Consider the following 23,236-nt stretch of genomic DNA (forward strand, 5'->3'; position numbering starts at 1 on the left):
TTTGGCTGCCCGGGTGATCCACTGCACGCGGAGGGGCCGGCGCGGCGGGGCCGTTCACGGCGGCGCGTCGAGCACCGCGCGCAGCGCCCGGCGCGCCACGTCGGGCGAATAGCCCTGGCGCGCGAGGAAAGCGTAGAGCTTCTGCCGCTGCTCCGCCGGAGCGAGCCCCGAGAGCGAGCGGAGCTTCTTGCGCGCCGCTCGCTCGGCCACGGCGGACTCGTCCGTTCCTTCGTCGGCCATCACCTGCCGTATGGCCGCATCCGCCACGTCGCGCGAGACGCCTTTGCGGGCGAGGTCCTGCTCGATCCTGCGGCGCGAACGGGGCTTGCCCACGATGCCGGAGCGGGCCTTGGCCTCCGCGAAGCGCGCGTCGTCGAGCAGCCCGCTCGCGGTGAGGCGCTCGATGGCGGTCGTCACGTGCTCCCTGGGCTCACCCTTCTCGATCAGGCGCTTCTCCAGCTCCTTGGCCGATCGCGCACGGAACGACAGGAGCCGCAGCGCCCGCTCGTAGGTCTTCTGCTCGCCCGCGGCGGTCTTCCGGGGCGGCTCCGCCGCGGCCCCGGGGCTGCTCTGGCCGGGGGCCAGGCCGGCGGCGGCCTGCTCGGGCACCGTGGCGAAGGGGACCCCATCCACCAGGATGACGACGTGGCCGGGCTTGTCAGGCGAGGGGGCGATTCCCGTGATGATCGGCATGCTCGAGGGACGATGGCGCACCCCGCGCGGGCCGCAAGCTCCTGTTCACCCCGCCTGCTCCCGGCCGCGGCAGGGCGCCTGCTGGCTCGTCTCACCTGAACGATCGCGTCTGCCCGGCGGAGCCGTCGACACGGAATTTGACACGCCGGGGCGCGCTGGCGTTTCCTGCTCGCGAGGAGACAGGACGCCATGCCCGGGCAACGGCTCGTCTACAAGCTGCTGAACGACACCATCGATGTCAGGGTCGTGGTGGGCTACATGCCGACGACGAGGGCGCTGGCAGTGGACCAGACCGAGCCCGAGAAGCTCGACCAGTGGTGGTGGGACGCGGGGGGCCGGCGGCCTCTCGGGGTCGACAAGCCAACCATGTCGATCGAGTACATCGCCTCCTATCCCAAGAAGCTCGGATACCTGATGATGATCCAGGTCCTGTGGGTGCCCGGCACCGATCGTGCGGTCCTGGAGAAGAACTCTTTCGACATAAACCGCCTCACCACGTTCGGGGATGGGCTGGCCACGATCGACGGCGGCAAGGTGGGGGCCCCGGCGCGCCTGCGCATCGGGCCGGAAGCGCCGCACAGCACGTATCCTTTCTTCGCCTACAACGCGGCGTACTACAAGCCGCTGAAGGGTCAGCTCGCCACGAGGACGTTCCGGCACAAGGATTACGCGAGCGCTGCGGGCAGCCACTCCGCGCTGATCTTCGACTGCGTCCTGGTCGCCAAGCTGAAGACCGAGGTCGCCCCGCTGAGCAGCTTGTCTCTGAAGCTCGCTCCCTCGAAGCCGAAGGCACAGCCCAACTTCGGCGTGCTCGACTCGTTCATCTGGGGAATGGACAACTACAAAGAGGCGGTCTTGAAGAGGCGGGCGGACATCTCTCCGCTGATGACACAGGTCCTCGCCAACGAGTACCCGAACACGAAGCTCGAATGGCTGACGGACTCCAGCAAGATTGACACGCTCTACGAGCCCTTCGGGACGGGGTCGACGAAGACGGGCTCCACGTCGACGGGCGGCAGCAAGACGTACGATTGAGGGCCACGGCGCCCGCTCGCCGTTCACGAGCGCGCTCTCCGCTGGCCACCGCCCCGGGATCACCTCTTCTCGACGCGCAGCCGACTCCCCTCCAGCACGACGTCGTACGTCGCCTCGGAGGAGGGGAAGATCGCCTTCCAGTCGCCCGTCGGGTGGTAGAAGAAGACGTAGAGCGCCACCATCCCCTTCGCGGGCGGCGACACCGAGATCTCCTTCTTCGTGCCGGGGAACACCACGGCTGTCTCCAGCACCGAGTCGTCCGGCGCCGTCACCTGGAGAGAGGCCGCCTGGTACGTCTCTTCGAGGTACGTCTTCGAGTCGACGTTGCGGACCACGAGGTAGCAGGGCCGGTTCTCGTTCAGCGCGTCGTCCGGGCGCACGTGGAACTGCACCTGCGACTTGCACCCGAGCACCGCCGGCGCCGCGAGGGCGGCCGCGAGCAAGGGGAGGGGCAGGCAGGGCAGTCGCACGCGGCGATTATCCCGTGACGGCGCGAAGGAATCCACTTTGCCGGCGAGTGACCGCGACGCCCTCCCCCTCCTCGCCGTCCTCCGCGGTTCCCCGGCGATCCGCGCTCAATCGAGGGACGGCGCCCGGAGCAGCCCCGCGGGATTGGGCTCGAACAGGAACGCAGCGTACCTCCGCGGGTCCCCGGGGGACTCGGGCGAGGCCTTCCAGGTGACCTTCGAGCCCGTGACCTCGGCGCGCTGGATCAGGTGGAAGAACGAGAAGTCCGCCGCCGCGACGTCGATGGTCTGGATCCGGGGCTCGCCGCCGCCCGTCGGCGTGGTCTGGATCCCCACGCTCGATGTGTTGGCCTGGCCGCCTGCGGGCGACCACGGGACCGGGAAAGGCTGCCACGAAGGGGCCTGATTGAACGCATAGAAGGTGGCTGTCCCCGACTGCAGGAGCGCCAGGGTGATCGTGCGCTCGGGCTCGACCGGCGAGAGGGGAGGGGCCTTGACGCGGAACGCGATGGGCTGCGGCTTGCCGTCGGGCCCGAAGAGCATCTTCTGGAGGCCCTGCGCCCACGACGCGAGCCGGAGCGCCCCCGCCGGGACCTCGACCGCGCCGGCCGAGGGGACCTCCAGGGGCGTGTAGATGCCCGCCGGGCCCTCGCGGCACACCGGACCGATCAGCGACGCGAACGACGCGAAGAAGGTGCCCTTGGGCCCGAACGTCGCCTCCACGTCGGCCGCCTGCGCGTCCACCGTCGAGCGCGTGTCGAACGGGAAGCGCCCAAGGATCGGGGTCACGGACGGGCGGAGCTCCGCCGTGTACGCGTCGGCCGTCGCGCGGTCGAGATCGGCCTTCCCGAGCGCGAGCGCCCGCTGCACCGCGAGGCGGAACGGCCGGCGGAGGGACTCGGTCATGGACGCGTCGTTCAGCCACGCCTCGACCTCGGCGTCGGGGGATTTCGCCGGGGTGCGCAGGGCCGAGAGCGCGAGCGCGCCGATGGGGGCCAGGCGATCGTCGAGCGGCGCGTCCCTCTTCGGCGCCGGAGGGGCCCTGTCCGAGAGCGAGGGGACGAGCGTGATGAGGAGCTTGTAATAGGGCTCCAGCGCGGGATATTTGCCGTTCTCTCCGGTCAGGAGCCGCGCGATCGGGCCGAAGTCCGCGACCGGGTCACCCACGAGCCGGAGCAGCGTCCCCGGCGATCCCGGGACGCTCGCCTGATCCGCGACGCGCTTCTGGAAGGTGGTGAAGAACGAGGACGGAGACACCATGTCGGCCACGTCCGCCGCGAGCGCGGAGGCGCCCCCTCGCGAGAGCTGGAAGCTCTTGTAATACGCGTCCGTCGCGTCGCGCAGCCCCGCGCCGTAGCTCGACGCCGCCGAGCGCGTGGGCCGCAGGTAGATCTCGCGCTCCGAGACGTCGAGGCCCGTGCTCGCGAGCGCGGCCTCGAAGCCCGCGAGGCCGGGCTCGACCTCCGCCGTGAACGCCTCGTGCGAGACCAGGCCATCGATGTACGTGGACGCGCCGCGCCCGGGCTGCGGGAGCACGGGGGGATACGCCGCGTCCCTGGGGAACAGCACCGATCGCCTGGACGAGTCCGCGAACAGGGCGTCGAGGTAGACGAGCGCGCGGCCGGCGACGATGGCCTGGGCCCACTGGCCCATGTCGAAGCTCCACGACTGGGCGTCGAGGACCACGGTGTAGACAGGCGGCTTCTTCGCCTCCGGCTCGGCGCTGGCCGCCGCGGTCGAGGACGCGCTCGCCGAGGCCGAAGGGGGCGCGGTGGGGGCCGCCGGCGCGGCGCTCGACCTGGGGGCGGCGGAGCCGACCCCGGCAGCCGAAGCGGCGGCGGAGCCGACGCCGGCCGCCGGAGGGGCGGCCCTCCCGACGAGCTGCTTCAATCGATCGAGCAGATTGTCAGCCTGCGTCTCGGCCGTGGCCTCGCTCGTTTTCGGCTCCACGATCTCGGGCGGCACGGCGATCACCTGGAGGTCCAGGACGGCCTGTCGCAGGCCTTTGCCCGCGCCCGACGGCCCGTCGAGCGAGGCTCCCCGGACGGCCGCGAGCAGGTGCTGGAGCGTGCCCGCGTTCTCCTGCATCCACGGGCCCGCGTCGCTCGTGGTGCCCTTTCCGAACAGGTTCTTCTGGTGCGGATGACGCGCCTGGAGGATCCGCGCCGCCTCGTCGAGCTCCGTCTGCTCCGCGGCGTCGCGGACCGCCTGATCGAGATCCCCCGCGCTGTCCTGGAGCTCCTTCAAAGGCTCGGTCCGCAGGCGCTGCCCGTGCAGCACGTCCGACAGGCGGCGGAAGAAAGAGGCCCAGTCCGCGCGCGAAGAGCCCTGCGGCAACGCCGTGATCTCGGGCAGATTCGAGAGCTCCCTCTCGGTCGGACCCGCGCCGTCGCTCACGGTCAGATAGCTCTTCAGGGTCCGGGGCGACATGCCGAGCGCGGCGGCCCACGCGGCCTCGTCTTTCTGGATGATCGCGCGCAGCGGGTCGCCCTCCTTGCCCGCGTCGAGCACGGAGAGCGCGCGGATCCGCGCGGCGCGGTCGGTGCTCTGGAGCTTGGGATTCAGCATGCCCGCCTCGACGGCGGTCCGATACTGCTCCTCGATCTCGGCGCGCCGCGACTCGAACAGCCAGGCAGAGCGGTCCATCCGGAGCACCTCGGCCGCGGCCCTCTCCTCGACGGTCCTCGACACCCTGTCGCCGTGGCTCACCGCGTCCGCCATGATCGTGACGGCGCTCGCGGTGCGCTCGACCGAGCCGCGCTGCGCCGTGAACACGATCGCCCCGAGCGCCAGCGCCGCGGCCAGCGCGAGCCCCACGCGCGTGATGAAGCGGCGCTCCCGGGCTCGACGGTCGCTGCTCGCGAGCTCGGGATCCTCGGCCAGCGCGTCGCCGGTGGATCGGAAGGGCTCCAGCTCGGTCGCGGCCGAGAGGAACACGCCGTTGACGATCGGCGCGTCCTTCGTCGAGGCGAGGAGCGACTCGAAGAACGGCGCGAGGGCCCGCACCGTCTCCGGGCCCTCCGACGAGACGAAGCCCACGAGCTCGGGGAACCTCGTGGTCCGGGCGCCGAGCGGCGTCACGCGGCGCCACTCGGGGGGGAGCTCGTCGGACTCCCTCGGCGCGATCGGGCCGCGGGCGTTGGTCTCCTCGAGGATGTCGCAGAGCGGTGAGAACCCGGCGGAGCGAGCGTCGCAGTGCGTGACCGCGACGCGCACGTTCACCGGCGAGCCGCGCAGATCGGTGAGGATATCGAGCTTGCGCCGCGCCACGCGGCCGAGATCGCGCAGCCCGGCCTCGTTCCACGAGAGCGAGCTCGCATTGACCACCACGATCACGCGGAGCGCATCGAGCGCCACGCCCTTCCAGAGCTTGCGGAGCGCGTCCTCGGCCTCGGGCCGCGGGTCGAACAGGAGGTCCGAGGCGATCTCCTGGACGCGCTGTCCATTGCCTGAATACACGTCCAGATCGCGGCCGTCTGGCGTGTACCGATCGCCCTGCTTCAGGGCTCCGCGGATGAGGGTCGTCTTCCCCGACAGCCGCTCTCCGAGCACGACGAGCACGGGGCCGTCGCGCTCGCGCTGGGGCATCGCGGCGACGGCCTTGCGCCATGCGCCCGCGAGGTCCAGGTCCTCCGCCTTCTTCCCCTGGGCGGCGCGGCGCTTCCGGACCCACCCCACGGCGAGCAGGACGAAGCAGAGGATGCCGACGACGAGCGCGAGGATCCCAAGGATGAACCACCCGTCCACGCCGGAGCCGCCCGCGACATCCATCCCAGCTCAGCCCACTGCTTCCAGCAGGTCCTCGATGGTCTCGAAGGTGGCCACGAGCTTCGCTGGGTCGACCTTCGCCCCCGGGGCCACGACTTCGTGGAGCGGCGCGAGCACGGCGGCGACGGCCGTCTTCGAGAGCGAGGCGGAGAGGCGGGCCTCGACGCTGGCGAGGAGCGCCTGCTCGGGCGAGACTCCGCCCTTCGCCGGCGGCGCGGACGGGCGCGGCGCCGGTGCGGCATCGTCGGACCCCGGGCCAAGGCGCTCCATGGGGGGATCTGACCACGGGCGGCGCGCGGCCACAAAAAAAAGGCGTCTGCGCTGTCTCTGCGCTCACCCGCCCGATCCGCGCTCAGAGCGAGAGCGCCTTTCGCAGCCTCGCGAGCCAGGATTCCGGGGGTTGGGGAATCGCCAGGGGCGCGGCGCGGGGCGCCGGGGGCACGAGGAGCCGCAGCGCGCTCTGCACCTCCTCCGCGCGCTCGCGGAGCAGATCGGGGGCGCCGGCGTAGCCGCCGGTGAAGCCCTCCGAGAGGCAGAATCGATACAGGGTCAGGAGCAACAGGACCCGATCGCGCTCGTCCGAAGGGGGCTGATTCGCGAGCTGCTCGGCGCGCGGAACGAGGGGCGCGAGCTCCTCGAAGAACAGGTCTCCTCCGTCCTCGCGAGGCGCGTAGTCGCGCCGCTGCACGCGCAGCCACTCCTCGCTCCCGCCGAGCGGGGCGACGCGGAGCAGCACGCGCTCGTCGTACAGGCACACGAGCGGCAGCAGCACGTTCTCGGGCGCCGCGCGCGTCTTCCGGGACACCCGCCCTCGCAGGTGGTCCAGCTCGTCGGAGATGTCGGTCGAGAGCACGACGAGATCGGGCAGGCCCGGGCCGGCGTCGAACGCGTCCTCGATGATCCTCTCGAGCTTCGCGTGCGCGACCGTCACCTCGCGCAAGAGGTGGAGCACCCCGTCCTCCCGGGGCGCCGCGGCCGGGCTGGATGGACTGCCCATCTGCGTCACGGCGAGATCTCCTGATCTCCCGCGCGCGGGGAGGTCGTCTCGACGTCCGCGGGCTCGGGGCTCCACGCGTCGAGCAGCGCCGAGACCTGCCGGTGGAACCAGGGCGCGAGCGCCTCCTCCCCTGCCGCGGGCCGCTGCATCTCCACGCGATACACCCTCTTTCGCGGGCCCCGCGCGCCGATCGGATCCGGCGCGAAGGACGCGGTGAGGCCGGCGATCCGGCCGGGAAACCGGGCGAACGGGCTCGCGCCGGAGGCGCCGAAGAGCGTGAGGAGCGCCCGGAGGTCGCGCGCTTCGAGCGTGGGTTTCTGCTTGAGCGCGAGCACGTCGAGCCCCTTCTCGGGCGAGAGGGCGAGGGGGCTCGGCAGGGGCGGCCGCACGTTGCCGAGCACGCGGAGCGAAAGGCCGTCGAGGGCCTTCTTGCGCTGCGGCCGCACGGTCAGCGGGCCGCGCGCGTTCTGCCAGAGCGAGGGCTGCGACCAGGCGGCGTCCACCTGCGCGATCCACGGCGCGGTCACCGCGTCGGGCGAGGAGACGCGCACCATCACGCTGCCGTCCTCGGGGAAGAGCACCTCGTACGAGTCCCCTTCCTCGCCCGAGAGCGAGCGCGGCGGGACAGGCGTCAGCACCTTCTGGACAGGCCTGTAGATACCGCGCACCGTCACCGGCTCGACCCCCTCGAGCGCCGAGTGGAGCAGCCGGACCTGCCGGGCGTCGCTCGTGCCGTCCACGGAGATCGGCTCGGCCAGATCGCTCCATGCGTTCTGCATCGGCACCACGAAGAGCGCGAACGTGTCGGCCGTGACCGAGAGCTGCTCCGGGAAGCTCGCGCCGAGCGAGATGGTCAGCGTCATCCGCTCGGGGGCGGGCCCTTCGGCCGGCACGGAGACGCGGAAGAGCAAGGCCTGCTCGGGGGCGTGAAAGAAGGAGCGGATACGGTCGATCGGCGAGCCGCCCTCGCCGCTGTCCCACGGCCTCGCGGGCGCGGGCGCCTCGAACGACATGTCGCAGGCGCGGTCGATCCCGTCGTCCTTGGTCGCGACCGCGCGCAGGAAGTGGCGGCGCAGCTCCTCGTGCAGCTCGGCGCCGGCGTTGTAGTCGCCGTGCCGCCGGACGAAGAACGGGAGCTCGATCTGGCCCTTTTGCGGCACCCTGGCCGCGAGGTGGACGCGCAGCTCCGCGCCGCGCGCGCTCCTCGCGATCTCGGCCTTCTGGATCCTTATCGGCCGCACGGGCAGGGGGCCTCGCGTCGAGAAGATCGACGCCCGCCCGTCATAGGTCTCGACCCGCATCTGCGTGCCCTCGGGCAGCTCGATCGGCGCGTCCAGGAGGCCCCACCCGTCCGCCTGGAGGAGCGCCGCCGCGGGCATCGGGGCGAACAGATCGTCGAGCAGGCCGCCGGCCAGGCGGATGATCGACGCCCGCATCGCGGCGCTCGCGGACGCGCGCGTGCGCGCCGAGAAGAACGCCATGGCCTCGATGAGCCTCCGCACGTCGGGATCGTCCGTCCCGGCCGCGAGCTCGCCCCTGCGGACGCCGCTCTCGATGGTGTGATCGAGCGCCGCGAGCTCCTCGTGGAACAGGGCGCGAAACTGGGGTCCTTCGTCCATGTCGCCGCTCCCTCAGCCCACGTTCACGAGCTGGCCTTGCACGTTGGTGAGGCTGCCCTTGAAGGTGGCCGTGCCCGTCGACTCCGCGTTGAGCGTCGCGTCGGCCTTGATCTGGACCATCGCCCCGGACACGCTCACCTTGGTCTGCCCGGCGGCGTCGACCTCCATCGACGCGACCTTGGCCGCGGAGGACGTCAGGTCCACCGTGCTCTGACCGCCTCCGGAGAGGGCGATCTTCGTGTTGCCGGTGACGCTCACGTTGGTGCCGGTCGCCGAGATGTCCTTGTCCGACGAGAGGGTCATGTCCTTCGCGCTCTTCACGGTCATCGTGTCGTCGCTCTGGTAGGTGGACGCCTTGGTCGACTTCATGGTGATCGTCTCGGAGGCCGTCACCTCGAACTCCTTGCACGAGACGCTGACCTTCGCCGAGGTCTGCGTGATGGTGCTCGTCGCGTCGGAGCCCTTCACGGTGAGCGTGATCGAGGTCCCGTTCATGGCGACGGTCTGCGTGATCTGATCGTCCTTGTTCTCGATCGTGACGGTGATCCCCGCCACCTTGTCGAGCTCCACGGTGCAGACCAGCTTGCCCACGACTACGACCCTCCCCCTTCCGTCTCCTCGACCTTGAGGGTCATCTTGCCCTCTTCGAGGCGCAGGAGCACCGTGTCGCTCTCGTTCGTGCGGAGCACGCGGAGGACGGGTTTGTCGCTCTGGTAGTCGTGGAGCATCGAGGTGTTGCTCTTGTCGGATTTTCCGAAGAGCAGGTGTTGCCCCTGGCCGTCCTGCGGCACCCGCGCGCCGGGCCGGTGATCGAGGACGCGGACGATCTCCGCGCGATCGAAGAAGCACGCGAGCCGCACCCGCTCGTTCTTGTAAACGGGCAGGTAGAAGGTGCCCGTCGCCTGCGCCGACATGTACGGCGCCTTGATCTGCTTGCTCTCGAAGGACGGGATCTCGACCTTGTACTCGTCCACGGACGTTGTCTCGTTCGCGGTGATCTCGTAGGTGACGTCGGTGTCCTCGCCCACCGCGCTCACGCACTTTCCTTCGAGGTAGCCCGGGAACTTCGGGGGTGCGAACGGCGGGAGGGACACGAAGGGGTCGTCCTGGTCCTCGAGCAGGAGGCCGAGCTCGATCTCGAACCCCGTCGCGGTGTCGCCGTAGTCCGCCTCGGGGCCCTGATCGAGCGCGCGCGCCGACATCGAGAGATCGAGCACGCGCAGGTCGCCCGGGGGCGTGCGGATGGAGCTCGGGAACCCGCCGCTCGTCGACACGGTGACAAGGCTGCCCGGGGAGACAGGCACGGCGGGGAACCGCGCGAACGAGAGGGTGAGCCGGGTCGCGGGCGCGCGCGCGCGAGCTGTCTCGGCGGTCACCCGATCGTCGCCCTCCTGCGCGACGTCGGAGCAGATCACCACGTCCTCGTAGATGCCAGTCGCGGCGTCCTGGTTCGTGATCGCCGAGAGCTTCGGGGACGCCGCCGAGACGTTCAGGACCCGCGGGGCGTACCGCGCGGGCTCGGCGATCTCCCAGGTCAGGTCGAGCACGTCCTCGCGCGGCAGGACCGCCGCCGTCCCCGAGGCGTCCTTGGTCTTCGAGAGCTTGTAGGTCCCGGCCGTGTGATCGAACGTCAGGACGCCCGCGTTGTGGCTCACGTACCAGGTCACGAGATCGTAGAAGCTCGCGCCCGCGGCCCTGTGGAGGTGGAAGAACACCATCGGCACCGCGACGGACAGCGTGTCCCAGTCGTAGGAGAGCGTGATCTTCTCGCCCTTGTTGGCGTCGAGGACGTCCTGGAACGACTGGTCCACGTAGAGAAGCGTCGGGTGGTGCTGCCTCCAGAGGGCGCGCGCCGCGTCCACGAAGCGGACCCGATACCTGCGGTAGAGCACCGGCCGCTCCGTGAAGCCCTTGTCGTGGATCTTCTCGGTCACGCTCCGCTCGACGACGAGGCCGCGCGTCGCGATCGCCGGAACGGTAGGGTCCTTCTGCGCGTCCGAGCGCACCGCGCTGACGGAGAGGCTCACCTCGGCGAGATCGGGCTTCTGGAAGTCGGCGAGCACGCCATCCGTGTACTGGCCGCCCCGTGTCTGGTCGTCCTGGAGGACGAACTCCACCGTTCCTTCGGCGCCCCACGGCGTGAGCCGGAGCGAGAAGGCGCGCACGTTGCCGCCCTGGATCGTGTGGGCCGTGCCGCCGCAGGTGAGCGTCAGGGTGGCGGCGAGGCGGTCGTTCACGCGGGCGCCCTTCCTCCGTCCGGCCCCGGGGCCATGGGCTCGACGGTCACGTAGCGCAGGATCGTGTGCATCCGGATCCAGAAGGCCGCGGGGCTCCCCTCGACCTCGCACTGGAGCTGGAAGGCCGCGTACAGGGTGCTGTCCGCGCCGAGGAAGGTGAGCACCGGCCTCTCGGCGCGCGGCTCGTAGTCCTCGATGAGCCTCAGCATCTCGCGGCCCAGGGCCTCGATGAGCGGGTTCGTCGCGAGGTGCTCCTCGTAGTCGCCGAGGCCGAAGACCTCCGCCGCCTCGGCATATCCCTTCTTCGCGTTCAGCACGGTCGCGAGGTTCCGCGCGACCGACTTCAGGGCGGGCTCCATGCGCTCACCGGCCAGACGTCCCAGGAGGCCCATCGTCCGCCCTCAGCGCGCCGTGCTCGCCGGATAGGTCCAGTAGAGCGCGGCGCGGATGCCCTCCAGCTCCTTCGGGCGCAGGAAGCCGATGGAGCGGCTGGCACGCACGTACTTCCACTCTTCTTCGGGCGTGGCGACGCGCTGGGCGCCCTCGCGGTGCGGCTCCATGCGCTGCGTGTCCGTGCGGTGCGGCTCCATGCGCTGCGTGTCCACGCGGTGCCCCTCCAGGCGCTGCCGCTGCTTGCCGTCGGGCTTCGGGAGCGCATAGACGTCGAACCGAGCGCCGAAGTCGGCGGGGGAGGCGCTCGTCCGGGCGGGGCGGATACCGCGCGTGGAGTGCTGGTTGATCCATGGCAGCCGGCTCGGCTCGCCGAGGCGCACGTTGTACCGCTCGAGGGGCATCTCGCCGTACGGCGTCGGGCGCTCGATCACGAGGTAGATCTCCGGCGCGTCGAGCACGTCCTCGGGGATGTCCTGCGCCACGAAGCGGCCCTCCGACTCGACGAGCTGGATGGTCGGCGTCGTGAGGGGCAGCCCGTCGATCCGGGCCTCGATCGCGTAGATCAGGTCGCCGAACAGGCCGCCGAGGTTGTCGTGATCGTACCTCGGAAGGAGGCTGTCGGGCAGCGTGCCCTCCACGAGGTGGAGCTCCACGAGGAGCGACCGCAGCGCCGCGAGCACTGTATGCGGGTGCAGGCGCGCGTGCGAGCGGCTCTCGGCGCCCTGGGGAGCGTCGAGGAGCGCGTCGTCGAGGAGCGCGACGGCCTTCATCACCTCGGCGCGCCCGCGCAGGAAGGCCTGCGTGGGGCCGGCCGACCTTCGGGCCTGGGCCACGTGCTTGCGCAGCTCGTCGGAATACCGGGTGAGCCGGTCTCGCAGCCCGACGAGGCGCGCGTGGAGATGGGGAGTCGATCGGAGCCGGAGGAGGGGTGGGACGACGGCCGGAGCGACGTAAAACGCCTTTCCGTCGCGGGTCTCGAAGCGCCCCACGTGCAGCGATCGGCCGCGCGCGGACGCCTCCTTGAACGACAGCTCGGATCGGAGGGTGATGCGGGGGGTCCCCACGGCGCCCGCCCGCTGGCCCTCGGCGGGCTCCGCGGGGAGCACGTGGAAGTACACGTCGACCTCGGGCGTGCCCGCGGCCTTGAGCTTCGCGGGCTCCGGGAGAGAGAGGTTGTCGGAGGAGCGGACGATCGGCCCGCCGGGCATGGCGGCCGTCGCCCTCTCGAGGCGCAGGATCCCGCGCGAGAGGTCGCCGGGATCCCATTCCAGCTCGATCCAGCCGTACGCCGGGAGCCCGGGAGCCTCGGCCCGCGCGCGGGATTCCTCGGACAGGGACTCCTCCAGAGACTCGAAGTCTTCCGGGCGGAGGATCTGTCCGAGGTGCCAGTCGACGCGGCCGAGGCTCTCCATCTCGTCTCCCGTCAGCCGAGGGCCAGGCCCCAGGACTTGACGACGTTCTTCTGATCGGCGGTCGCGATGTGGAGGGTCTGCGCGCTGGGCTGCGGCTTGATCCCGATCTGGAACGAGTAGTTGATCGGAGACTGCACCTCGGTGGAGGCGTCGTCGGCGACCGAGACGTTGAGGTCCTCCCCGCGCTTCTCGAGCAGGCCGTTCATGTCGGTCTGGTTCGCGTGGAACGCGAGGTAGTACTTCTTCGCGACGGGGTCGTAGTCGTACACAGCGAACTGGTACACGACCTCGACGCTCGTCAGGCTGTTGATGATCAGGCTCGCGAGGGTCTGCCGGTTCGGCGCCGAGACCTGGCCGGAGAGGTACACCGCGTCGGTGACGCCCGTCTCCCACAGGGCGCCGCTCAGCACCGCCACGCACTTGAGATCCGTGGTGGGGTTCGTCGGGTCCTTGCAGGTCTGATCGACCGTGAGATCCGTGCCGGCGACCTTGATCTTGGTCAGGTAGCCGACAGGGGTCTGCTTGTCCTTCTTGTAGTTGTATCCCTGGTAGATATCGAGGCTTCTTCTGTATTCAGGCATGGCAGCTCGTCCTTTCCTCGGATCGCTTCAGGATCACTTGCCGCCCAGGCTGGCTTCGAGGCGCAGCTCGACGTCCATGCCCTCGAACTGCACGTGCGGGAGGACCGAGATGACCGACTTGTACCAGCCGAACGGCCCGGGCTTCGGCTCGACGGTCACCGAGGTGGCCTTGAAGGGGTAGTAGCGGAGCGTGAGATCGTCCGGGTTGGTCACGGTGGTGACGTAGCCGGAGAGCCACTCGGCCAGCGACTTCTGGATGTAGTCGCCGTCCGCGGTCGACCCGATGTAGTCGCGCACCATCGCCTTGACGTAGTGCGCGATGATCGTGATCGAGTAGGTGTACGCGAGGTTCGTGACGAGGAAGGAGTTCTTCGTCGCGACGTCCTCGAGGAAGTTCCTGCCCTTCTTCACGGACTGGGCGCTGAAGAACGTGGCGACCGCCTCGCCCTTCTTGTGCACGAGCGCGATGAGCCCGTTCCTCGCGAACTGGTACTCTCGGTAATCGGGGATCACGATCTCGACGGGCGGGAGGAACTCGTCCTTGCCGTCGACCCCGATGGCCTTCTTGCCGTAGACGATCTCGTCGTCCTTGCGCGTGTACGAGAAGACGGTGAGGCCGTCCACCCTGCCGCCGCCCTTCGGGCCGCGGATGTGCTGCGCCCACTCGCTCGTCGCGTACGAGCGGATGAGGTTCTTGCCGAACAGCACCACGGGGTTGCCCCAGAGGAAGTTGTTCTCGTCGCCCGGCCGCTCGGGGTGCACCGTCTCTTCGTAGGCGATCTCGTTGCCGAGCTCGGGCTCTCCCGTCGAGCCCCACGGCGTCCGGACGAGGTACCGCGGCAGGATCAGGCCGATGTAGGCGGCGTAGTCCTCGTCGCGGAAGGCGTCCCATTTGCCGTACTTCGGGTTGGACAGGACGGCGTCGAGATCGGCCAGATCGGCCACGTCCTGCATCGAGTCCTTGCCGATGAACTTGCTGTTCGCCGAGGCGAGGAACGGGCAGTGCGCGGACGCCGCGATCTTCGACATGGTGCGCAGCCACCTGATGTCGGCGCCGTCGCCCCGCACGTCCTCGAACTCGTAGAGGCCGAGCATGGTCGCGAACGGCTCTCCGCCGTACCGGTCGTACTCCTCGATGTAGACCTTGCGGAAGAGCGCGCTGGAGAAGATGTCGGAGTCGTGATCCAGGAAGTCGTTGCGCAGCTCCTCGCGCGTGACGTCGAGGAAATCGATCACGATGTTCTCCTGCTGGACGTACTGGCAGAGATCTTCGAGCCCCTTCCAGTTCCGCTCCAGCTCCTGGAACCCGGGAGCGTGGTAGATATCGTCCAGGTATTCGCTGAGCTGTCGATCCACCTGGGCGCTGAGCTTCGAGCAGACGTCGAGGAGCTCGCTCAGGTTGGCGCCCTTGCCGGAATACAGCTTGAGCTTCGAGCCGGGCGCCAGAGGGCCGGTCGGCTTGGTCGTCACGATATCCACGTTGAGGAGGAGCGCGGCGAGCTCGTTCATGAGCCTCGCGCCGTCGCTCACGGTGACGTCGTGATCGCGGAACTCGACCTTCGAATAGCGCACGGGCGCGCCGTTCTGGGGGGCCGGGCCCTGCAGCTTGACGAGCGCCAGCGCCCCGTTCTTGTCGACCGTCTCTCCCACGGACGAGCCGACCGCGCTGAGCACCGCCCTCTGGAGCTCCGGCGGGGCGCCCGACGAGCCGCCGGCCGACGCGGCGGCGGGCGCCGCGGGCTTCACGATGGCGAGCTGCTGGTAGCCGGGCTGCAGAGCGGCCTGCAGGGCGAGGAGGCCTGATGTGTCGTTCTCCAGGGCGGCGCGCATCGTGTCGCGGAGCGCGGGCACGTTGCGCAGCTCGCTCTTGAGCGATCCGAGCAGCTCGCTGATGATCCCGAGGCGGTTCAGCTCCGGGATGTTCGACGCGATGGTGTCGGGGTTGAACGCCGCGATGGAGTCGAACGGCAGGACGCGCTCGGCGTTCAAGGGGATCTTGCCGTTCGGCACGACCGGCGGGATCGGCGAGAGGGGGGCGGCGTTCAGCGCGTCCGACGACGTCTTCACGCCCTCGGCGCTGGCCTGGGCCCTTGTGGCGACGTCCTTCCGGACCTGGGTCCTGGCGTCGGTGGCGTCCGCGGCCGTGGCGCTCTGCCCCTTGGCGATCAGGGCGGCGAGCGCGTCGTGGGCCGCCTTCGCGGCGCTGGCGGCGTCCTTGGCGGCCCCGCCCGCCGACTTCGCGAAATCGATAAGATCGCGGGCCTTCTGCAGCGCGGCCTCCGCGTCGGCAGCGGCCTTGTCCAGATCCGCGCCGCTCTTGCCGTCGAGCGCGGTGACCTTGGTCGCCGAGGCATCTGTGGCGGTCTTCGCGGTGTCCGCGGCGCCCTTGGCCGCGGCCGCGGCCTTCACCGAGGCGTCGGCGGCGTCCTTCGCGTCTTGCAGCGTCGTGGCGCCGAGCGCGGTCTTCACCGCGTCCGGCAGCGCATCGATGCTGAGGGCGTCGGTGGCGGTCTTCTGCGCGCCCGCGTCCGTGACCTGCTGAGTCGCTCGATCGACGGCCGCCGCCGCGTCCACGGCGAAGCCCTTCTGCTCGTCCGGGACCAGGCCTGCCCACTGATCCATCGTGATCGGCGTGGCCACGACCTTGGTGTCGTCCTGCTCGGATTTCTGGACGTAAAGTCTCGTTCTAAAGGCCCTCTCGCCCTTGCCGACCGTCTCGACCACGCCCGCGACGACGCCGACCGGCTCGTCCCGCGCCGGGATCGTGAACAGGCCGCGCACCTTGCCGCCGCCGCCGAGGCCCGCGTCGATCATCGTGGGCAGGCTGTCGGCGACGAGCTCGACCTGGGCGCCGAAGGAGAGCTTGCCGGCCACCTTGCAGAGGCCGTTCTGGTCCTCGGTGCTCGCGAAGCTCGCCGAGCCGGAGAGCTTCACTTGCACGCTCTCGGGCGTTCCCTCGGACGCCTTGCTGGCGGGGAGAGCGCCGGTGAGCTGGAGGTTCGTGATGGTCCCGGGCAGGTCGGTGGCGAGCCACGGCTCGAGCTTCACATAGGGGAGCAGCTCCCCCATGAACTTGTCCACCCTGGCGCCCAGCACGCCGAAGACGTACGAGCGAATGGGCCTGTCATAGAGGGAGGGGAGGTGGGAGACCCGGTTTGCGTACTCACCTTCGGCGTGAGCGTGGTCCCCGGTGAAGTTGCCGAGCACGAGCAGCCGGAAGGGCAGCTTCTTCTGCGCCTCCGTCCCGCTGATGCGCGTCCGGTAGCGGAGCATCAGCCGGGAGCGGAACCGTTCTGGGAAAGGATAGGGAAATTGATTGCTCACGATCTTCTCCTGGGCGCGGGCTCTCACACCGCGGAGCAGGCATCACGAGCCTGACCGCCTTCCAGCGCGATATGGCCAGCATTTCACGGTCCAGCGGCCAGGGCCAAAGAAGCGCGGTGCAGCCCCGGTTCGCCTCGCTTCAATCGCCGCGCGAGCGCGGCGCGCGCCCCTCGAAGATCAGGCGGACTTCGGGCCGCGAGGCGACGACGAGGGGCTCCACTCCCACCCTGCCGTCGCCGAGCCGGAGCGCCGCGCGCCCGTCCGGATCGACGAGCCAGACGCGGAGGAGCGCCTCGGTGGGGTCGAGCCCGCGCCATACCGTGTTTTCCAGCCGGCGCATCACCTCGACGGGCCAGTCATTTTCGGTCCACGTGTCGTTCGACGTCTTGAGGAGCACGACGTCGAACCCCCACGTCGGGGAGCGCACGGTGCCGCCGAGCATGGCCGAGCCGAGCGCCGCTCGCCCGAGCTCGGCCGCCATCGCGGCGAGCCTCTCGGTGAACATCCCTCTCCGGACGGAGACCTGGAATTCGGGGAATGCCCGCGAAAAGAGCCAATGCAGCCCCGAGGGTGTCGCGAGCCGCGAGATCTGCCGCAGCCTCTCGCCGAGGTACGGCCCCGCCGGAGCGAGCCAGCCGCTCGAGCCGGGGTCCAGGGCTTCGAGCCTGTCGCGGAGGAGCGCCGCGTCGATGTGCTCGATCAGCGTGAAGAGGGGCGGCCCGAGCAGCGGATCGGCCTCCAGCTCCCGGAAATACGACGGGAGCGCCGACGTGGCCGACCGGAGACCCAGGTTCAGCGTGATGGTCACTCCGGCGGGGCCGAATCCGATGGAGTCCACGGCCGAGGGCTGCGGCGCGGCGGACGAGCGGCCCCGGAGGTGGATGGGGCGGCCTGGAAAGAGGCGCTGGACGAGGCGGTAGAGCGCCCAGGGCTCGAATCGCCGCGCGTGCTTCGCGAGCGCCGACTCCAGCTCTCCCGCGGGGGGCGCGCCCGGCGGGTCGGAGGAGGCGGGCAATCCGGGCGCGGCCACCGCCGGTCACCCGTCCACGAAGGCGTCCAGGTCCACCTGGTAGAGCTGCTCCAGCGCCTCCCACCGCGGACTGCCCATCTCTTCCCAGCAGGGCGCGATCTCGTCGATGTGCGAGGAGAGCGCCTGGAAATAGGGCACGAAGACGTCGGGGAAGAACACCTTGGGATCGAAGCTCTTGAGGGTGCGGCGGAGGTCGTCCGCGATGACGGCCGCCTTCGGATATTGCCCGCTCTCGACCAGCATGCTGAAGGCCTCGAGCTTCCGGAGGAGGTGCGCGAACGCCGGAGAGATGCGCAGCGTGCCCGAAGGAGCAGAGGTGTCCGGCGCCCGCGGGAAAGAGGAGCGGGCGGGCACTGTCTCCGAGGTGGGCGCCGGGTCGTCCTCGAAAGCCTCCGGGGCCTCCGGCGCGACGTCGGCCATCGGCTCGGGCGGGGGCTCGGGCCGCGGGGCCGGCCTGGCGGGCGCGGCGACCCGATCGAAGTGTGTCCTCACGCGCGCCTCCAGCTCGGAGAGCGAGTCCGTCGAGCGCGGCGCCGGGAGCGCCGCGGTGATGGCCTCGCGCAGCGCGGCCGAGGCGAGGAGCGCGGGCCCGCCGACGGCGTCGTGGTCGGCGCGGCTCCACTGCTTGAAGGTCGCGTCCTTCATCTTCTCATGGACGTCGATGTGCTGGACGATCGTCCGGAAGAGCGTCGAATACGCCCCATCGACCGTCCGCTCCTTGCGCTCCACGGGGCGCAGCGCGCTCCACCGCTCGGCGACGGCCTTCCGGAGGGAGGTGAAGATCGGCGCGAGCGCCTGGGGCCCCTGCTCCGCGAACAGGCCGAGCGCATACGCGGTGATCACGCGCACGTCGGTCACCCCTTTTTCGAGGGCGCTCCTGGCCACATCCGCGCCGGTGATCGGGTCGTTCGCCATGGCGCTCTCGAGCGCGGGCAGACGGCCGTCCTCGGCGTCCCTCCCGCCGCCCGAGAGCGCCTTTTCGAGGAGCGCGGGGTCGAGCATGCGTCAGACGTCCATCACCTTGAATTGCCCTGGATTGAGCACCTGGATGACCCCGCCCCAGGAGCACATGAGCTTGCAGGAGACGTCCGTGGCCGGCGGCCCTTTGATCATCACCTTGGTGTTGCCCGGCAGCCACGTCCCGGCCGGGACCGGCACGCACGGCATGGGCGTGAGCACGCCCAGCGCGGCCGAGGTGGCCGAGGCGACGGTGGGATTGGCGAGCGAGGTGCAGGCGCCGAACGGGGGAATGGTCGCTATCGCCGCCATGTCGGCGATGTTGGCGGAGGGCGCGCTCGCGAGCACGCCCTTCACGGGGAGCACGGCCAGCGTCGAGGGGGCGAGCCCGAAGCTGCACATCATGGTCGCGCCGGCGACGACCTGGGGACCGGACATGGAAGGCGCTCCTCTCGCAGGAGCGCGAGCATGCCCGAGGCCAGCGGAGGAGTGAAGTTTTCGGGAGCAGAGGAAAGGCCGCGGCCCGAGGCTCATCCGCCGGTCTCCCCACGAGGGGGCGGTGAGGTCAGCCGCCGCCGCAGCTCCACGAGCGCGGCGACGCCCGGGTTCGCGGCGCGCGCGTGGAGGCGGCCGGCGCGGTAGTTGGAGGCGCACCACTCCGGGTCGACCTTCTTGCCTTTTCCGCGTCCGTACAGCGGGAAGAGCTCCACCGCGTCCGGGGTGTAGTCTGACCCGAAGCGCTCGCGGACGAGCTTGTCGATCGCGTCGGTGAAGCTCGGCTCGCTCTGCCGTGCGCCGATGAACACGCACAGCGCGAACCGCGTGTCACCGCGCGCGGCCGCGCCCGGCAAGGGCACAACGGCCGCGCCCTCGCAGAAAGGCAGCTCGCTCACCGCGAGCGACAGGGCCTCTCCCGGAAATACCCGCGCTGACCTTCGAGGGGTGAGCGTGCTGCCCCACAGGTACTCCGACGCGACGCGGGCGAGCAGGAAATAGCCGTCCTTGTCCGGTTTGTCGCCGCGCCGCACGAACAGGCCGGCGTCGCCGGTCGTGGGCTTCTTCGTGGCGGGATCGAAGAGGTCCCACGGCACCCCGGGAGAAGGCAGCGCCTTGGCGTTGATCCCCTGGGGGCGCCGCGCCGAGAACAGCACGGTGCCTCCCGCGGCCGTGTCGATCAGCAGGTTGGAGAGGGGCAGCTTGCCGAGGTTGTTTCCAGCGACCGCGGCGCGCGTCTCCATCCAGTCGAGCGGCTCCCCCACGTCGCGGAACAGCGCCTTGAGCGAGCCCGGCCACGCGCGGGGCGAGGCGCGCAGCGCCGCCGTCGCGGACGCGGAGAGGCCGAGCACGTTGACGCCCTCCGCGTCGAGGACGGCGGGGGTCGACCGGAAGGTGGCGAGGGGGACGGAGACGTACGCCGCGCCCGCGAGCCACGCCGAGAGCACCATGGGCAAGAAGGCCTGTTCGTGGTGGAATCCCGGCGCGGACAGCCGCTCTCCGGGCGCGAGGCGATGGACAAGCATCGCGTCCGAGAGGGCGCTCGAAACCACGGTCTCCGCGGGGACGAGGGTGGCTGTCCCGAAGGGCGCGCGGAGCGGCGAGAGCGCGCCGAGGCACGGCTCCTTCGGGGCATAGGCGTGCGGGCCCACGGCGGGTGCGCGCGGAGGGGCCGCGATCGGGAGCGCCTTCTTCGCGAGCTTCTCGCCCACCTTCGCGGGCGCCTTCGGATCGAGCACGACGTGGGCCGGCGCGAGCGCATCCATGGCTGCCGCGAGCGCGAGATCGCCCTTCGGCGTTATCCAGGAGACGCACGCACCGGCGTACAGCGCGGCGGCGAGCGCCACGACGCCGGCCACGCCGGGCGGGAGGACGATCGCGATCGCGGCGCCTGGCTTGACGCCGAGGGGCGTCCACGCCGCGGCGAGCGCGGAGGCCCGCGCGTGGAGCTCGGAGAAGCGGAGCCGCCCCGGCGCCCCTCGACCCGGCACCTCGACGAAGGCGATCCTGTCCGAGGCGGCGTGTCGCAGCACGGCGTCGGCGTAGACGTCATAGGCTGTTCCAGCGCGGCTCTTGAGCGTGCCAGTCCGCTCCGCGGCGAAGGCGAAGAGGGCGCGCCGGAACGCAGCGGGGTCCTCCCACGTGGCCGAGAGCGGCCCGGGATCCGTGGTCTCGTCCTCGCGGCGCAGCTCGACCGAGCGGAGCAGGGCGGCGAGATCGATCGGCATCCCGCGCTCGTAACCGAGGACGCTCCGCCGGGTCAAATCCGCGGAGCTTCTCCCGTGAACAGCGACTGCTCCAGAACACCGAGCAGCTTGGAAACCAGAGAAATGAGCCGCCAAGACGCCAAAAGACGCCAAGAAAACAATAAAATTTTGGCGTCTTTTGGCGTCTTGGCGGCTCAACTTCTCGCCGTCTGCGTGCAGCTTCAACCCGTTTGTCGCTCTAGCGCCTGTCCGGCTCAGGGATCGATCACGAGCGTTCCAAACGCCTCGGGGACATGGAAGTTCGGCTTGCTCGTGCGGGGCGGGCTCCACGCGAGGTACTGCCGCGGATCCTTGCCCTCCATCCGGTACAGGTTCATGGGCAGCCGCGCGTTCGGGGCGAGCGCGCCCACGATCCCCGGCGCCGCCAGCAGCGCCTCGATGACGGCCGTGCGCGCCTGCGCGTCCTGGCTCGTCGCGATCGTCGCGCCGCTCGACCACGCCGCGTCTTCCTGGCGCGCGTCGCGGTCGATCGCGATATCGAAGAAATGGCCGAACGGCCCTATCTCCACCTCGAAATACCGTCTTGGCGAGCCAGGGGCCGGCGTCAGGAAGAGCTCGATGCAGTCCTCTTTGTAAAGTCCCTTCCTCTCCTCGCCGATCGGCTTCGAGCGATCCGTGTTGAGCCCCGTGTTCGAGAGCTCGAAGAGCGCGTGGAGCCCCTGTTTCGACCAGAGGAAGCGCGCCCGCGTCGTGAACCCGGTGCGCTTGCCGGCATAGTCGGTGTCCCACTGCACGGCCTTCGCGCGGCTCCATGCGGCGTCGTCGGCCTTCCCGTCGATCACGATCTTCTCTCCCGGTGGCAGCGGCGACGCGTGCGCCTCCGGCTTCGCGGGGCCTCCGTCCGACCCGCCGCCCTGCTCACCGCCGGGCGCCTTCTGCGAGGCCGGCGGCGCGGGAACGAGCCCCTTCGCGGGCCCGCCGGGCAAGGGCGCCTGCCCGGGCTCCCAGTCGAGCCGGAAGGGCGCCATCGCCTTGTAGTGGACGGGCCTCGGGCTCTTCAGGAGGTCTGCCCCGTCTCCCGTGATCGCGGTCGCCTTGAGATCCAGCCCGAAGCGCTTCGCCGCGGCGTCGATGAGCGGCGAGGTCCGGTGGCCGCCGAGCTCGCGCGCGAGCGCGGGGCTGTTCCACACGCCGAGGAGCTCCGCCGCCACGCGATCGACCCGCACCGGGTTCGTGCCGCCGATCGCCACCATCTCCGCCGTGGGCTGCAGGACCTGGAAGCCGTCTCCGCCCATCGCCGGGGCGCCGTCGCCGAGCACCGCGTCTGGCGCCGATATCTCGAGCACGTCGACCATCCGCTCGGCGAAGACGCGGAGCGACGACAGGTAAAGAGCCCTGTCTTCCTGGCCAGCGGCCTTCGTGTCCAGGTACTCCTTGAGCTCCCTGTGCATCCTCCACTTCTGCTTGTAGGCAGGCGCGCTGTCCGACAGCATGACCGTGCCCTGCATGCCCTTGATGCCGACGGAGATGACCGCGTACCTGTGCATCTTGAGCCGGGGGAGCGACAGGAAGAGCCCGTGGTCGAGGTGCTCTGCCAGCACCTTCGGCATGAGCAGCGTCGGGACGTGGGTCGCCTGGATGCCGCGGATGGCGAGGGGCTTTCCGGGCCTGTCCCCTGCGACGTCGTAGACCCCGTCGTCGTCCATCGCGACGAGCGCGGCGCCCTCCTCCGCGGCCATCGCCTCATAGCCGGTGCGCTGCGCGAGGTCCTTCCAGAACTTGTGCGAGTGGCCGCATCCCTCGGCGATCGTGATCTTCGTGTGCCCGCGCGCCTTGAGGCACTGGACGACGCCTCGCACGAACTCCGGCTGGGTGATCCGGCCCGTCACGCCGTCGTCGCCCTTGGACTTCGCCGGGTCCTTCACGCTGTCGAACCCGCACATGTTCGGCTTGAGGAGCACGGGAGTCGCCGCGGGGCGCCTCGGCACCACCGCCTCGCAGATGCGCTTGCCGAGCTCCAGGGGACCCTGGCCGCGGAGCACGGTGACAGCCGAGTCGTCGGCCTTGATGCGCTCGACGTGCCGCTTCCTGAGGGCGGCGCCGTCGATGCTGTCCGACGTGATCACCGAGGGGCCGGCCTCGTACCGCTGCGACGCGCCCGCGACCACATCGCTCGACGCGCTGGGCACGGCGGTCGGGACGGCCGGGTGCGCGGAGGCGGCGGCGAACGACGAGGCGGTCGGCGCCGGCGCGGGTGAGGACGTCGCCGCGTCGGCTGGCGGCGCCGCGGCGGTGGGTCCGCCGTCGCCGGGCGGCCCGCCTGGCTCCCGCCGCCGGTCCCCGCAGCCCGCGAGGGCGGCGAGCAGCGCCGGGAGCGCCGCGATCGCGAGGGAAGAACGCCGCGCCCGGCGGCCGTGGGTCGCCCGTGTCGTCTCCATGCTCGCCGAGCACGATGGGGCGAAACGACGGCGGCGAGAAGGAAGAACCCTTCACGTCAGCGGAGTGTGCCTCTTCGGGCGCCG

At 70.6% G+C, this 23,236-nt stretch carries 18 protein-coding genes; 1 reads left to right on the forward strand and 17 read right to left on the reverse strand.

Annotated features, from left to right (window positions below):
* Positions 1-54 precede the first annotated feature (54 nt).
* Complete coding sequence (locus tag WMF14_RS01095) at positions 55-693, reverse strand: regulatory protein RecX (protein WP_437798355.1); 639 nt, start codon at positions 691-693, stop codon at positions 55-57.
* Positions 694-882: 189 nt separating this feature from the next.
* Between WMF14_RS01095 and WMF14_RS01100 the strand changes: the two genes are divergently transcribed.
* Positions 883-1,728 (forward strand): hypothetical protein, encoded by an 846-nt coding sequence (locus tag WMF14_RS01100; protein ID WP_437798356.1) that lies wholly within the window; start codon positions 883-885, stop codon positions 1,726-1,728.
* Positions 1,729-1,787: 59 nt separating this feature from the next.
* Here WMF14_RS01100 and WMF14_RS01105 read toward each other — a convergent pair whose 3' ends face one another.
* The 16 genes from WMF14_RS01105 to WMF14_RS01180 all read right to left on the reverse strand — a co-directional run bounded on the left by WMF14_RS01105 (position 1,788) and on the right by WMF14_RS01180 (position 23,152).
* The gene (locus WMF14_RS01105; protein WP_437762123.1) at positions 1,788-2,198 is read right to left on the reverse strand and encodes a hypothetical protein; all 411 of its coding nucleotides are present in this window, start codon (positions 2,196-2,198) and stop codon (positions 1,788-1,790) included.
* Between the two features lie 105 nt (positions 2,199-2,303).
* Positions 2,304-5,966: a hypothetical protein gene (locus WMF14_RS01110; protein WP_437798357.1), complete on the reverse strand. Its 3,663-nt coding sequence runs from the start codon at positions 5,964-5,966 to the stop codon at positions 2,304-2,306.
* 6 nt (positions 5,967-5,972) lie between these two features.
* Positions 5,973-6,233 carry a hypothetical protein gene (locus WMF14_RS01115; protein ID WP_437798358.1) on the reverse strand — a complete coding sequence of 87 codons (261 nt, stop codon included), beginning with the start codon at positions 6,231-6,233 and terminating at the stop codon, positions 5,973-5,975.
* An 82-nt stretch (positions 6,234-6,315) separates the two neighbouring features.
* A complete protein-coding gene (locus WMF14_RS01120; protein WP_437798359.1) occupies positions 6,316-6,969 on the reverse strand; it encodes a hypothetical protein in 654 nt (217 codons plus the stop codon).
* On the reverse strand, positions 6,966-8,579 hold the full coding sequence (locus WMF14_RS01125; protein WP_437798360.1) for a type VI secretion system baseplate subunit TssF: 1,614 nt from the start codon (positions 8,577-8,579) through the stop codon (positions 6,966-6,968). The genes WMF14_RS01120 and WMF14_RS01125 overlap by 4 nt, the downstream gene beginning before the upstream one ends.
* 12 nt (positions 8,580-8,591) lie before the next feature.
* The gene (locus WMF14_RS01130; protein ID WP_437590296.1) at positions 8,592-9,170 is read right to left on the reverse strand and encodes a hypothetical protein; all 579 of its coding nucleotides are present in this window, start codon (positions 9,168-9,170) and stop codon (positions 8,592-8,594) included.
* A gap of 2 nt (positions 9,171-9,172) precedes the next feature.
* On the reverse strand, positions 9,173-10,816 hold the full coding sequence (locus WMF14_RS01135; RefSeq protein ID WP_437798361.1) for a hypothetical protein: 1,644 nt from the start codon (positions 10,814-10,816) through the stop codon (positions 9,173-9,175).
* Positions 10,813-11,175, reverse strand: coding sequence for a GPW/gp25 family protein (locus WMF14_RS01140; protein WP_272097278.1), 363 nt, complete (start codon positions 11,173-11,175; stop codon positions 10,813-10,815). The genes WMF14_RS01135 and WMF14_RS01140 overlap by 4 nt, the downstream gene beginning before the upstream one ends.
* A 42-nt stretch (positions 11,176-11,217) precedes the next feature.
* Positions 11,218-12,621 (reverse strand): type VI secretion system baseplate subunit TssK, encoded by a 1,404-nt coding sequence (gene tssK, locus WMF14_RS01145; RefSeq protein WP_437798362.1) that lies wholly within the window; start codon positions 12,619-12,621, stop codon positions 11,218-11,220.
* Positions 12,622-12,632: 11 nt separating this feature from the next.
* Positions 12,633-13,202, reverse strand: coding sequence for a hypothetical protein (locus WMF14_RS01150; RefSeq protein WP_272097280.1), 570 nt, complete (start codon positions 13,200-13,202; stop codon positions 12,633-12,635).
* 33 nt (positions 13,203-13,235) lie between these two features.
* The gene (tssC, locus tag WMF14_RS01155; protein ID WP_437798363.1) at positions 13,236-16,526 is read right to left on the reverse strand and encodes a type VI secretion system contractile sheath large subunit; all 3,291 of its coding nucleotides are present in this window, start codon (positions 16,524-16,526) and stop codon (positions 13,236-13,238) included.
* 139 nt (positions 16,527-16,665) lie between these two features.
* A complete protein-coding gene (locus WMF14_RS01160; RefSeq protein ID WP_437798364.1) occupies positions 16,666-17,541 on the reverse strand; it encodes a hypothetical protein in 876 nt (291 codons plus the stop codon).
* A 21-nt stretch (positions 17,542-17,562) separates the two neighbouring features.
* Positions 17,563-18,558, reverse strand: a complete 996-nt coding sequence (locus WMF14_RS01165) for a type VI secretion system protein IglI family protein (protein ID WP_437798365.1) — start codon at positions 18,556-18,558, stop codon at positions 17,563-17,565.
* Between the two features lie 3 nt (positions 18,559-18,561).
* A complete protein-coding gene (locus WMF14_RS01170) occupies positions 18,562-18,951 on the reverse strand; it encodes a DUF4280 domain-containing protein (RefSeq protein WP_272097284.1) in 390 nt (129 codons plus the stop codon).
* A gap of 92 nt (positions 18,952-19,043) precedes the next feature.
* The gene (locus WMF14_RS01175; protein WP_437798366.1) at positions 19,044-20,735 is read right to left on the reverse strand and encodes an AMP-binding protein; all 1,692 of its coding nucleotides are present in this window, start codon (positions 20,733-20,735) and stop codon (positions 19,044-19,046) included.
* A gap of 233 nt (positions 20,736-20,968) precedes the next feature.
* The gene (locus WMF14_RS01180) at positions 20,969-23,152 is read right to left on the reverse strand and encodes a DUF362 domain-containing protein (RefSeq protein ID WP_437798367.1); all 2,184 of its coding nucleotides are present in this window, start codon (positions 23,150-23,152) and stop codon (positions 20,969-20,971) included.
* Positions 23,153-23,236 lie beyond the last annotated feature (84 nt).

Source organism: Sorangium sp. So ce693 (assembly GCF_051521375.1).
In the GTDB taxonomy this organism is placed as follows: domain Bacteria; phylum Myxococcota_A; class Polyangia; order Polyangiales; family Polyangiaceae; genus Sorangium; species Sorangium atrum.